Origin of the sequence: Enterobacter dykesii, assembly GCF_008364625.2 — a bacterium.
Lineage (GTDB): Bacteria > Pseudomonadota > Gammaproteobacteria > Enterobacterales > Enterobacteriaceae > Enterobacter > Enterobacter dykesii.
Genome location: NZ_CP126604.1, coordinates 4,542,939 through 4,554,876 on the forward strand (window position 1 = coordinate 4,542,939; position 11,938 = coordinate 4,554,876).

The following is an 11,938-nucleotide window of genomic DNA, read 5'->3' on the forward strand; positions in this document are numbered from 1 at the left end:
GCCGAATGAGGAAATGAGTCAATGAGTATGGTTGATACTGCCCCGGGTAAGATTCAGGTTCGTGATTTGAACTTCTACTACGGCAAATTCCATGCCCTGAAGAACATCAACCTGGATATCGCAAAGAACCAGGTCACGGCATTTATCGGTCCGTCCGGCTGTGGGAAATCCACGCTGCTGCGTACCTTTAACAAAATGTATTCGCTCTATCCGGAGCAGCGCGCTGAGGGTGAAATCATCCTGGACGGCGAAAACATTCTGACCCAGGCGCAGGATATCGCCCTGCTGCGCGCCAAAGTGGGGATGGTGTTCCAGAAACCAACGCCGTTCCCGATGTCCATTTATGACAACATCGCGTTTGGCGTGCGTCTGTTTGAAAAACTCTCCCGTGCCGATATGGACGAGCGCGTGCAGTGGGCTTTGACCAAGGCCGCATTATGGAACGAAACCAAAGATAAGTTGCACCAGAGCGGTTACTCTCTCTCCGGTGGGCAGCAGCAGCGTCTGTGCATTGCGCGCGGTATTGCTATTCGCCCGGAAGTGTTGCTGCTGGATGAGCCGTGTTCAGCGCTGGACCCGATCTCAACCGGTCGTATTGAAGAGCTGATCACCGAGCTGAAGCAGGATTACACCGTGGTTATCGTGACCCATAACATGCAGCAGGCTGCGCGTTGTTCCGATCATACGGCGTTTATGTACCTGGGCGAGTTGATTGAGTTCAGCGATACGGACGCGCTGTTCACCAGGCCCGCGAAGAAACAAACCGAAGATTATATTACTGGCCGCTACGGTTGATTTGCCTTAGTGCATGTGGAGAAACCATGGACAACCTCAATCTTAATAAACACATTTCCGGCCAGTTCAACGCAGAGCTGGAAAGCATTCGCACCCAGGTGATGACCATGGGCGGCATGGTCGAGCAGCAGCTTTCTGATGCGATTACGGCGATGCACAACCAGGACAGCGAGCTGGCGAAGCGCGTTATTGAAGGCGACAAAAACGTCAACATGATGGAAGTCGCTATCGACGAGGCCTGCGTGCGCATTATCGCGAAGCGTCAGCCGACGGCGAGCGACCTGCGTCTGGTGATGGCGATCATCAAAACCATCGCCGAGCTGGAACGTATTGGCGACGTTGCGGATAAAATCTGCCGCACCGCGCTGGAGAAGTTCTCTCAGCAGCACCAGCCGCTGCTGGTGAGCCTGGAGTCGCTGGGCCGCCACACCGTGCAGATGCTGCACGACGTGCTGGATGCTTTTGCGCGTATGGACCTGGACGAAGCGGTGCGTATCTACCGTGAAGACAAGAAGGTCGACCAGGAGTATGAAGGCATCGTGCGTCAGCTGATGACCTACATGATGGAAGATTCACGTACGATCCCAAGCGTACTGACTGCCCTGTTCTGCGCCCGCTCCATCGAGCGTATCGGCGACCGCTGCCAGAACATTTGCGAATATATTTTCTACTTCGTGAAAGGTCAGGACTTCCGTCACGTGGGCGGCGACGAGCTGGACAAGCTTCTCGCGGGTAAAGACCCGAAAGAGTGATGTTTGTGGCGGGTAGCGCTCGCGCTTACCCGCCCTACGTTAGCTTAACGCGTAATATCCCACCCGCGCGCCTTCCACAGCGCTGGCAGTTGCGCCAGATCGGTAAAGGTCGTCACGTTCGGATGATCGATCGGCTTGTTGTGCGGGTCGGCGCAGAAGTAAAACACCTCCATCCCCGCATCTATCCCCGACTGCGCGCCCGCAGACGAGTCATCCACCAGAATGCAGTTCTCTACGTTGACGTTCATCGCTTTTGCCGCATGGAACATCAGCGCCGGGTCCGGCTTCCAGCGCTGGATATCGTATCCGCTGAACAGTTTTTCCGGAAAATGGTGCAGCATCTCAAGCTTGCCCAGCGAGTGCTGCATTTTGCTGACCGGGCCGTTAGAAACCACGCAGATGGGCACCGTCATCGCGTCCAGCAACGCGTTAGCCCCGGAGATAACCTCCAGCTCGGAGTCGAACAGGCGTGCGACCTCGGCGCGGTACACCGGTTCCAGATCGGCTTTCGCCAGATCCACACCGTGTTCTTCGTTAATGATGTCGATGATCTCGTAGAGCTTCACGCCCTTAAAGCGTTTAAATACCTCTTCGAGTTCCAGCGTAATGCCAAATTCCTGGAACATAGTGACATACGCGCGGGAACAAATGACCTCACTGTCGACCAGCGTACCGTCGCAGTCGAAAAATACCGCTTCAATTCCGGACATACCTTTCCCTTTTAACAAGTTTAACGTTTACGTACGGCATTTCGCCGGGACGCAATCGTTGCCGTATAAGCAAAATCAATGAAAAAAGTATCACGTAACCGCCACTATTGTCGCATTTTGGTATAGGATAGCGACGAATTTTCCCTCCTTGTTCGGAAATTGATGATGAGTCAACAACACACTACCCAGACATCTGGTCAGGGTCTGCTTGAGCGCGTTTTTAAACTGCGCGAGCATGGCACAACGGCACGCACCGAAGTGATCGCTGGTTTCACCACCTTCCTGACGATGGTCTATATCGTTTTTGTGAACCCTCAAATTCTGGGCGTCGCTGGCATGGATACCAGCGCCGTCTTCGTGACAACCTGTCTGATCGCGGCCCTTGGCAGCATCCTGATGGGTGTATTCGCTAACCTGCCTGTTGCGCTGGCACCGGCGATGGGCCTGAATGCGTTCTTCGCGTTCGTGGTTGTTCAGGCGATGGGTCTGCCGTGGCAGGTCGGCATGGGCGCCATCTTCTGGGGCGCGGTTGGCCTGCTGCTGCTGACTATTTTCCGCGTACGTTACTGGATGATTGCGAACATTCCCGTGAGTCTGCGCGTGGGCATCACCAGCGGTATCGGTCTGTTCATCGGTATGATGGGGCTGAAAAACGCCGGCGTTATCGTGGCGAACCCGGACACGCTGGTGAGCATCGGTCACCTGACCTCTCATAACGTGCTGCTGGGCGTGCTGGGCTTCTTTATCATCGCGATCCTGGCTTCCCGTAATATTCACGCAGCGGTGCTGGTGTCCATCGTGGTCACCACCCTGCTGGGCTGGATGCTGGGTGACGTTCACTATAACGGTATTGTCTCCGCGCCACCGAGCGTCTCTACCGTGATTGGTCACGTCGATCTGGCGGGTTCCCTGAACCTGGGCCTGGCGGGCGTGATTTTCTCCTTCATGCTGGTCAACCTGTTTGACTCCTCCGGCACGCTGATTGGCGTGACCGACAAAGCGGGCCTGGCGGATGAGAAAGGCAAATTCCCGCGCATGAAGCAGGCGCTGTTTGTGGACAGCATCTCCTCTGTGACCGGTGCTTTTATCGGAACCTCGTCCGTTACCGCGTACATTGAATCTTCTTCCGGCGTGTCCGTGGGCGGCCGTACCGGCCTGACCGCGGTGGTTGTGGGTATTCTGTTCCTGCTGGTGATCTTCCTCTCTCCGCTGGCGGGTATGGTTCCTCCGTATGCGGCAGCCGGCGCGCTGATCTATGTGGGGGTGCTGATGACCTCCAGCCTGTCACGCGTGAAGTGGGATGATTTAACCGAAGCGGTGCCGGCGTTTATTACCGCCGTGATGATGCCGTTCAGCTTCTCGATTACCGAAGGTATCGCGCTGGGCTTTATCTCTTACTGCGTAATGAAGATCGGTACCGGCCGCTTCCGCGACCTCAGTCCGTGCGTCATCGTTGTGGCGCTGCTGTTTGTGCTGAAGATTGTGTTTATTGACGCCAAATAAACATGTTTGTTCCCTCTCCCTGTGGGAGAGGGTCAGGGTGAGGGCATCAGGCCGCAATAAGCTTACGCCTTCACCCGCTTAATATAATCCCCAAACGCCGTCAGTTGGCCAGACAGATGATCGCGCGTGCTCTGATCCACCACTTCACCCGTTTGCGGGTCGACCTTGTTCTGAATCACACCACCCATAAATTCCGGCTTGTTCATGACCATCGCATCCAGGAACACCAGGATCTGGCGCAGATGATACTGGCAGCGCGCGCCGCCAATGGCGCCCATTGAACTGGTCTGGATCAGCACCGGTTTGCCTGACAGCGGCTGCTCAGGCAAACGGGACAGCCAGTCGATGGCATTCTTCAGGCCACCCGGAACCGAATAGTTGTACTCCGGCGTGACGATGACCACGCCGTCGGCCTGGCGGATCTGCTCCGCCAGCGCCTCAACGCTCTGCGGAAAACCCTCTTCCTGCTGTACGTCAGCGTCATACAGCGGAATATCGCCAATAGACGGTAGGGCGCTAATTTCCATTCCTGCCGGTGCCAGCTGTGGCAGCGTGCGGGCAACCATCCCGTTAAATGAACCTTTGCGCAGGCTTCCCAGTAACGTAACTACTTTCAACGTATCAGACATGATTACTCCTGTTTCATCATGATGACCCTGATCGGATCAGCTAAGGGTGAATGCTTTTTCTGCCGGTAAACTGGTTAAACGCATCAGGCGTGCGGCGGGCTCGTTGGCGCGCTCGGGCACATCAGGAAGGCTACGCCATCCCTGTTGGCTGTCAAATTCCCAGATTTTCATGCGTTCGATGGCGGGGGTAACCGCAATGGACCAAATGAGCACATCCTCTGCGTCGCTGAGCGCCTCTACCAGCGTGGCCTGAGTGGCACGCAGACGTCCGGAGCCTGGAAGCAGTTGCAGCATGCTGGCGTCGTCTGAGGCGCATCCACAGAGCTTGCGAATGCTCTGGCGCAGGGTAATGAGCTGGGCTCGGGCTTCGACAGGATCGTTCTGGTTGCGTACCCACAGCTTCTCATTGCTGGAGAGCGGATAGTCTTCATGCGCATTACCGCCATGGAAGCTGCGCGTCGCGCGCTGAAGTTCCATATCCAGCCCACAATCCCCTTCGGTGGTCAGCGCGACGCCAATGATATTGCCCGCGTAGGCAATCGAAAAACGAGGGAGATCCGGGTCGGCAAAGACCGGGCGGCCTTCGGGTTGGGTAATGATGTCCGGCAGCTCGCTGGTGCCGTACAGCATAAACATCAGTTCTGCGAGAAGCGCCCGGGAAGCTAAAAACCGCGTTCTGCGGTGTTCCGGGAGAGTAAGTGCTTCACTGTGACAGGCTGAAGAAATTCTTGCCGATACGAGACGTCCTTCCGTAAGTATCCCTCTTGCAAAGTGCGTAGCCATTTTTCGCTCCTTGATAATGGTCGTAATCGGTTAAACGGTTACATGATTATCGCTTAACTTGACTCCTGTTTTAATCAGTAAATGGGAGTAAGAGAAGCCTCAGGACCGAACTTTACATTTTCTTAGGCAAAAATTGGATCGCTGGCACCGTACAGCGCCTTGATGGTTTCCCGCAGCCAGAGGATTTTCGGATTATGGCTGTTCCGTTTATGCCAGATCAGCGTGAAGGGAACGGTAAGCTTTTCAGCCTGCGCTTCGTCAATGGGAATAGGCAGCGCGATCAGCTTCCGCTGGTGGAGTTGATTGTAGTGATGGCAGTAGTGCGGAGCCGTGGCGATATAGTTATGCCCTGGCTGGGCTGCCATAAACATCGACTGCTCAAAGCCCGGCACGCACATGGCAATATTTCTCTCCCGACCCATCTCCTTTAGCACTTCGTCCAGTGCCCAGGTGTCGCTGCGTTCCCAGAAGATGCTGATGTGCGGGTAGCGCAGAAAGGTCTCGAGGTTCCATTCATCCTGCAGCGCGGGATGATCCTCACGCAGATACACGCACGGACGGTCGCTGAACAGGATCTCATAGTCGATGAACCACGGCATTAGCTTCAGCAATTCACGCGATCGCGGGTGCGTTTCGCGTCCGGTGAATCCCAGATCCACCTCTCCACGCGTAATGGCGTCCAGCGAGTCGTAATCCCAGTGACGCATCTTCACCGTAGCCTGCGGATAGCGCTGGTTCACCTGCTCCAGCAGGGCGTTAAAGCGGATCAGCATCAACGGCGTTTCGGCGGCCAGCACGAACGTTAGCCCGCCCGGGGAATCATGGTGGAATTTATCGAGGATCTGGTTGCCGATTTGCATCCAGTCGGCCAGATCCTGCTCCAGGCTTACCGTCAGCGGGGTTGGCAGCAGCCCTAACGGCGTTTTGACAAACAGCGGGTCTTCGAACCAGTCGCGCAGCTTGGCCAGCGATTTACTCACCGCAGACGGCGTCACGTTCATCCGTTTCGCGGCTTTGGTGACGCTGCGCTCCTGCAGCAAAAGCTGCAGGCACAGCAACAGGTTAAGATCGAGACTGCTGATGGGCTTCTTCATAATGCGCCGCGGGCTGGATGACCATAAGTAAGGTGATGCACAGTATGCTACAGCCAATCAGAACCCCGATCAGCATATTCAGCGCGTTAAGCCCTATGACCGCCGCCAGCCAAATCCACAGCGACGAGCCGCAGACCTGCGCAATGCCCAGCACCGAGCTTGCCACGCCTGCCCGCAGCGAGAAGGGGCCAAGCGCCTGACTCATAGCCACGCCAAAGCCAACCGAGAACCCGGCGCAAATGAGGGTAATACCCGCCAGCATTACCGCATGTGAGCTGGTGGTTGCCAGGATCGCGCCAGCCGTGAGGAATAAAACCTGTGAGGTCAGCATCAACGCGCGCTGGCTGAAAACATTTAGCGCAAATGGGGTAGAGAACGAGACCGCCATACTGACCATGGCGGTTAATGCCATCACCGTTGAATACTCACCGCGATCGAAGCCCATGGTCTCCATCAGTAAAACCGGGGAAACGTTTACATAGGTCAGGATCACCGCCACGCTTAACGTGGTCACGGCCAGACGACTGAGGAAAAAGCGGTTAAGCAGCTTCTCGGCTGGGTGAATGGTTGCGGTATGACCGGTATTCTGCGAGCCCGGGTGGGTCTCTTTCAGCACGGCGATGGACAGGATGAACACCAGCGCGCCCATCGCCGCCATGGTCCAGAACAGGCTCTGCCACGGGAATTTCAGCATGATCAGATATCCCACGACCGGCGCCAGCACCGGGATGATGCAGGTAATACCGTTCAGCATCGAAAGCACCTTAGCGCGACGCTGGGCGCTGAGGGTGTCGCGCAAAATGGCAAAAGCGACGACGTAGCAGCCACCGGCTCCAATGCCCTGAATAAACCGTCCGGCCAGGAATAAGGTGCCGCTTTGCGCCTGTGAGCAGAGAAGGGAGGCCAGGGCAAAAATGATGGCGCCAGTTATGGCGACGGGCTGACGGCCAGCCTTATCCGCGATCTTCCCGGCAAAGACCATCGACGACGCCATCCCCGCAAGATAGGCCGAAAACGCGATGTGCAGCTGCGCCTCGCTGGCGCCCAGATCGCGGGCGATGTGCGGCAATCCCACCAGATACATATCAATGCCGGACGGATAAAGCAGAACTAATGCGAAACTACAAAACAGAAAACGCGCCATAAACCCCCCATAGATGCAGGCATGCAGGATAGGGGGTGAAAAGAGATTAGGCGAGTTGCCATTTGGACAATGGTGATTTCCCGGGAGGAAATCACCATCAGTGATCGGGCCTTACTTACCGATACAGAAGCTCGAGAAGATCCGTCCCAGCAGATCGTCCGACGTAAACTCCCCGGTGATTTCGCTCAGATTCTGCTGCGCCAGACGCAGCTCTTCCGCCAGCAGTTCACCCGCCCACGCGCCGATCAGCTGCGCTTTACCCTGAACAAGGTGGTTTGCCGCCTCTTCCAGCGCCTGCAGGTGACGACGACGCGCCAGGAAGCCGCCTTCCATGCTGGTATCAAAGCCCATGCTCTGCTTGAGATGGTTACGCAGGTCGTCAACGCCTTCACCAGTACGCGCCGACAGGCGAATCAGTGAGTGACCATTCACATCACTGATGCCCAGCGTTTCGCCGGTGACGTCCGCTTTGTTACGCACCACGGTGATGGGCAGTTTCGCCGGCAGACGGGCGATAAAGTCTGGCCAGATGTCCGCCGGGTCAACGGCGTCGGTCGTGGTGCCGTCCACCATAAACAGCACGCGGTCGGCCTGCTCGATCTCCTGCCAGGCGCGTTCGATACCGATGCGTTCCACTTCATCGCTGGCATCGCGCAGGCCGGCGGTATCAATGATATGCAGCGGCATCCCGTCGATGTGGATATGCTCGCGCAGCACGTCGCGGGTGGTGCCGGCAATGTCGGTCACGATTGCTGCTTCACGGCCCGCCAGGGCGTTCAGCAGGCTCGATTTCCCGGCGTTAGGACGTCCGGCAATCACCACCTTCATCCCTTCCCGCAGCAGGCTGCCCTGGCGCGCTTCGGCGCGCACGGCGTCGAGATCGTTCATTACCTGGTTGAGCTGCGCTTCGATTTTACCGTCAGAGAGGAAGTCGATCTCCTCATCCGGGAAGTCGATAGCCGCTTCCACGTAGATCCTGAGGTGAGTAAGTGCTTCCACAAGGTGATTTACGCGGGCGGAGAATGCCCCCTGCAGCGAGTTCAGGGCGGAGCGGGCCGCCTGTTCAGAACTGGCGTCGATCAGGTCTGCAATCGCTTCTGCCTGCGCCAGGTCGAGCTTGTCGTTGAGGAAGGCACGCTCGGAGAACTCGCCCGGCTTCGCAATGCGCAGGCCAGGCAGGGTCAGGATACGTTTTAACAGCAGGTCGAGGATAACCGGGCCGCCGTGGCCCTGCAGCTCCAGCACGTCTTCGCCGGTGAAAGAGTTCGGGCCGGGGAACCACAGCGCAATGCCCTGGTCCAGCGGCGCGCCGTCGGTATCTTTAAACGGCAGGTAATCAGCGTAGCGCGGCTTTGGCAGTTTACCCAGCACCGCTTCGGCCACCTCGCGCGCCTTCAGGCCGGAGATGCGCAGAATGCCTACACCACCGCGTCCCGGTGGGGTTGCCTGGGCGACGATAGTGTCGTTATGGCTCATGGTTGGTCTCGTTCAATACAAATAAAAAAGGCGGTCAATCGACCGCCCTTATTTTAGCGTTAACTTACCGAATCAGGACTTTTTCTTTTCGCGGCTATGCAGGCCACGTTTTTCCAGACCACGGTAAATCAGCTGCTGCTGGATGATGGTCACCAGGTTGCTGACGATATAGTACAGCACCAGACCTGACGGGAACCACAGGAAGAACACGGTGAAGATGACCGGCATAAAGGTCATGATCTTCTGCTGCATCGGGTCGGTCACGGTGGTCGGCGACATCTTCTGGATGAAGAACATCGTCACGCCCATCAGGATCGGCAGGATGTAGTACGGGTCCTGTGCGGACAGGTCATGGATCCACAGTGCGAACGGCGCGTGGCGCAGCTCAACGGAACCCATCAGCATGTAGTACAGCGCAAGGAAGATTGGCATCTGAATCAGCAGCGGGAAGCAGCCACCCAGTGGGTTCACTTTCTCTGCTTTATACAGGGCCATCATTTCCTGGCTCTGACGCTGTTTGTCATCGCCCAGACGCTCACGCATTGCCTGAATCTTAGGCTGCAGCATGCGCATCTTCGCCATGGAGGTGTACTGCGCTTTGGTCAGCGGGTACATGATGCCACGAACGATGAAGGTGATAACGATGATGGAGAAGCCCCAGTTACCCAGGAAGCTGTGGATGAACTTCAGCAGCTTAAACAGCGGCTGAGAGATGAACCACAACCAGCCGTAATCCACGGTCAGATCCAGGTGCGGCGCAACAGCGGCCATTTTGTCCTGAATTTCCGGGCCGACCCACAGGGTGCTTGCCATCTTACCGGTTTGACCCGGCTGAACCAGAACCGGCTGAGACTTGTAGCCGATGGCGGCAATACCGTTGCCCAGGTTCGCGGTGTAGAAGTTATTCGTACCGTCGTTATTCGGGATCCACGCGGTCGCGAAATACTGCTGCAGCATGGCCACCCAACCGCCTTTGGAACTAACGTTCAGGTTTTCGTTATCCGCAATGGTGTCGAATTTGTATTTCTCATACTTCGCGTCTGGCGTGGAGTACGCCGCGCCACGGAAGGTATGCAGCGCAAAGTTGCTGCTTCCGGTGTCACGGTGAGACGGCAGATTGATGGACTGCTTCAGCTGGCCAAAGGTCGACAGCTCCAGCGGTTTCGCACTGGCGTTCTGTACGCTGTAGCCCACGTTCACCGCATACTCACCGCGTTTCAGGGTGAAGGTTTTGGTGAAGGTGTTGCCTGCGGCGTCGGTATACGTCATCGGGATCGCGAGTTCGTTCTGACCATCAGCCAGCACAAAGGTGTCGCTCTCGACGTTATACAGTGGACGCGCACCGTTAGCCGGATTATCCGGGCCATCACGACCGGTCAGGCCGCTCTGCGCCTGGTAGATAAACTCAGGCGTGGTTTCCAGTAACTGGAACGGTTCGTTAGACTTCAGCTCTTTCGGGTAGGTCAACAGCAGCGCCTGCTCAACATCACCACCACGGGTGTTGATTGTCAGCTCAAGCACATCGGTCTTAACCGTAATCTGTTTCCCCTGGCCACTGGCCGGTACGCCCTGGTCGGCGGCGCTACCCGCTGCGGTGGTCGTAGTCTGCGTGGTCTGCTGCTGGGGTTGAGGATTTTTATCCTGCTCCCATGCCTGCCAGATCATGAAAGACACGAACAACAAAGCGATGATAAGAAGATTGCGTTGCGAATCCATCGTTAGTGTTCTCTGGTATCAAAGGGTCCTGGGGGGACGGGGTCGTCTCCACCTGGGTGTAAAGGGTGGCATTTTAATACGCGTTTCACCGTCAACCAACTGCCTTTTATCACTCCAAACCTGCGCAATGCCTCAATTCCGTAGCTTGAGCATGTTGGTGTGAAACGGCAGTGCGGCCCGAGTAGCGGACTAATCAGGCGTTGATAGACCCGAATGAGGGCTATCAGGACCCGTGAGCCAGGCGACAGTGGCGGCGCCATAATTTTTCCAACGCTTCCGAGAGAGCACGGTTATCGAGGTCGGCAACCCCTTTCTTCGCCACCACCACGAAATCCATTGAAGGCAGTTCGTGCTGACGTAAACGGAAGCTTTCACGCGTCAGACGTTTAATCCGATTGCGTTCATGCGCACGCTTAACATTTTTCTTGGCGACTGTGAGACCGATGCGGGGATGCCCCAGCGAATTTTGGCGGCCGAGGATGGTGATTTGCGGCGTGCCAGCCCGTAGTGGCTGCTGGAAGACGAAAGTGAAATGAGCGGGAGTTAACAAACGTAACTCCCTGGGAAATGCTAGCTTAACCACTCAGGGGTTAGCTTTATTACTTGGAAACGGTCAGACGAGCGCGGCCTTTAGCACGACGACGTGCCAGAACCTGACGACCATTTTTAGTAGCCATACGAGCACGGAAGCCGTGAGAACGGTTGCGCTTCAGTACAGACGGTTGAAAAGTGCGTTTCATGGCGATTTCTACCTAAACTTGAATAAATTCACTGACTTTTGCGTATACCCGAACGAGTTTCGAACGACTAACGCCTCAGCGTGGGTGATTAAAGAGGCCGGATTGTAATAATTGTACACTCCGGAGTCAATTCTCTTTCCTTATTTCCCGCGTATTTCCGCACGTTTTCGCGTGGAAAATGAGCAACGGGCGACGCAGGAAGATGAGCATCACGCGCCGGGTCGAGGATTATACGGCCTCGCCAACAAAGCGCAAGGATCGTCCCGGATCTTCGTTAGATCATTTAAGCAATAAATTGTCTGTGCTCATTAATTTTTCCAATATGCGGACTAAATCGTGGGGCACTGGCGCCAGGATCGTTTACACTTATCCGGTTCCGGATCTTCCTGTGGATAAATCGGGAAGAATCTGTGAGAAACAGAAGATCTCTGGCTCAGTTTAGGCTATGATCCGCGGTCCCGATCGGGATCCAGCGATCCTGGCCGGGTATAACCGCAGATAGCGGTTCGCACATCACCCTCATTGGGTCATGTCGATGTGCGCCAACAATCATGAATATTCAATAGTTTTCTTTTATTGTTCGAGTGGAGTCCGCC

General features: G+C 56.0%; 13 protein-coding genes. 3 read left to right on the forward strand and 10 right to left on the reverse strand.

The annotated features are described in order from the left end of the window. Positions 1-21 precede the first annotated feature (21 nt). Positions 22-795 (forward strand): phosphate ABC transporter ATP-binding protein PstB, encoded by a 774-nt coding sequence (gene pstB / locus F0320_RS21690; RefSeq protein WP_010426574.1) that lies wholly within the window; start codon positions 22-24, stop codon positions 793-795. A gap of 26 nt (positions 796-821) precedes the next feature. Then, a complete protein-coding gene (gene phoU / locus F0320_RS21695) occupies positions 822-1,547 on the forward strand; it encodes a phosphate signaling complex protein PhoU (protein ID WP_008500182.1) in 726 nt (241 codons plus the stop codon). A 44-nt stretch (positions 1,548-1,591) separates the two neighbouring features. Here phoU and yieH read toward each other — a convergent pair whose 3' ends face one another. Then, positions 1,592-2,257 (reverse strand): 6-phosphogluconate phosphatase, encoded by a 666-nt coding sequence (gene yieH, locus F0320_RS21700; RefSeq protein ID WP_047650035.1) that lies wholly within the window; start codon positions 2,255-2,257, stop codon positions 1,592-1,594. 165 nt (positions 2,258-2,422) lie between these two features. Between yieH and adeP the strand changes: the two genes are divergently transcribed. After that, positions 2,423-3,760, forward strand: coding sequence for an adenine permease AdeP (gene adeP, locus F0320_RS21705; RefSeq protein WP_148103334.1), 1,338 nt, complete (start codon positions 2,423-2,425; stop codon positions 3,758-3,760). A gap of 62 nt (positions 3,761-3,822) precedes the next feature. Here the strand turns inward: adeP and F0320_RS21710 are convergent, their stop codons facing one another. From F0320_RS21710 to rpmH, 9 genes are all read right to left on the reverse strand, one after another. Then, a complete protein-coding gene (locus F0320_RS21710; RefSeq protein ID WP_014833835.1) occupies positions 3,823-4,389 on the reverse strand; it encodes an NADPH-dependent FMN reductase in 567 nt (188 codons plus the stop codon). 36 nt (positions 4,390-4,425) lie between these two features. After that, entirely contained in the window at positions 4,426-5,172 is a 747-nt protein-coding gene (locus tag F0320_RS21715; RefSeq protein ID WP_126330336.1) for a 4'-phosphopantetheinyl transferase family protein, read from the reverse strand. A 122-nt stretch (positions 5,173-5,294) separates the two neighbouring features. Continuing rightward, positions 5,295-6,266: an HTH-type transcriptional regulator YidZ gene (yidZ, locus tag F0320_RS21720; RefSeq protein WP_126330338.1), complete on the reverse strand. Its 972-nt coding sequence runs from the start codon at positions 6,264-6,266 to the stop codon at positions 5,295-5,297. Further along, a complete protein-coding gene (locus tag F0320_RS21725; RefSeq protein ID WP_126330340.1) occupies positions 6,235-7,410 on the reverse strand; it encodes an MFS transporter in 1,176 nt (391 codons plus the stop codon). Before F0320_RS21725 ends, yidZ begins: the two co-directional genes overlap by 32 nt. Before the next feature lie 111 nt (positions 7,411-7,521). Continuing rightward, positions 7,522-8,886 carry a tRNA uridine-5-carboxymethylaminomethyl(34) synthesis GTPase MnmE gene (gene mnmE, locus F0320_RS21730; RefSeq protein WP_126330342.1) on the reverse strand — a complete coding sequence of 455 codons (1,365 nt, stop codon included), beginning with the start codon at positions 8,884-8,886 and terminating at the stop codon, positions 7,522-7,524. A 72-nt stretch (positions 8,887-8,958) separates the two neighbouring features. Next, entirely contained in the window at positions 8,959-10,602 is a 1,644-nt protein-coding gene (gene yidC, locus F0320_RS21735; RefSeq protein WP_047650028.1) for a membrane protein insertase YidC, read from the reverse strand. 2 nt (positions 10,603-10,604) lie between these two features. Next, positions 10,605-10,862, reverse strand: a complete 258-nt coding sequence (gene yidD, locus F0320_RS21740) for a membrane protein insertion efficiency factor YidD (protein WP_001307474.1) — start codon at positions 10,860-10,862, stop codon at positions 10,605-10,607. Further along, positions 10,826-11,185 carry a ribonuclease P protein component gene (gene rnpA, locus F0320_RS21745; protein ID WP_032640303.1) on the reverse strand — a complete coding sequence of 120 codons (360 nt, stop codon included), beginning with the start codon at positions 11,183-11,185 and terminating at the stop codon, positions 10,826-10,828. Before rnpA ends, yidD begins: the two co-directional genes overlap by 37 nt. A gap of 16 nt (positions 11,186-11,201) precedes the next feature. Next, positions 11,202-11,342, reverse strand: coding sequence for a 50S ribosomal protein L34 (rpmH, locus tag F0320_RS21750; RefSeq protein ID WP_000831330.1), 141 nt, complete (start codon positions 11,340-11,342; stop codon positions 11,202-11,204). Positions 11,343-11,938 lie beyond the last annotated feature (596 nt).

Coding starts and splice junctions, on each gene's coding strand:
- pstB (WP_010426574.1), top strand. CDS start 22: ATGAGTATGGTTGATACTGCCCCGGGTAAGATTCAGGTTCGTGATTTG.
- phoU (WP_008500182.1), top strand. CDS start 822: ATGGACAACCTCAATCTTAATAAACACATTTCCGGCCAGTTCAACGCA.
- yieH (WP_047650035.1), bottom strand. CDS start 2,257: ATGTCCGGAATTGAAGCGGTATTTTTCGACTGCGACGGTACGCTGGTC.
- adeP (WP_148103334.1), top strand. CDS start 2,423: ATGAGTCAACAACACACTACCCAGACATCTGGTCAGGGTCTGCTTGAG.
- F0320_RS21710 (WP_014833835.1), bottom strand. CDS start 4,389: ATGTCTGATACGTTGAAAGTAGTTACGTTACTGGGAAGCCTGCGCAAA.
- F0320_RS21715 (WP_126330336.1), bottom strand. CDS start 5,172: ATGGCTACGCACTTTGCAAGAGGGATACTTACGGAAGGACGTCTCGTA.
- yidZ (WP_126330338.1), bottom strand. CDS start 6,266: ATGAAGAAGCCCATCAGCAGTCTCGATCTTAACCTGTTGCTGTGCCTG.
- F0320_RS21725 (WP_126330340.1), bottom strand. CDS start 7,410: ATGGCGCGTTTTCTGTTTTGTAGTTTCGCATTAGTTCTGCTTTATCCG.
- mnmE (WP_126330342.1), bottom strand. CDS start 8,886: ATGAGCCATAACGACACTATCGTCGCCCAGGCAACCCCACCGGGACGC.
- yidC (WP_047650028.1), bottom strand. CDS start 10,602: ATGGATTCGCAACGCAATCTTCTTATCATCGCTTTGTTGTTCGTGTCT.
- yidD (WP_001307474.1), bottom strand. CDS start 10,862: ATGGCGCCGCCACTGTCGCCTGGCTCACGGGTCCTGATAGCCCTCATT.
- rpmH (WP_000831330.1), bottom strand. CDS start 11,342: ATGAAACGCACTTTTCAACCGTCTGTACTGAAGCGCAACCGTTCTCAC.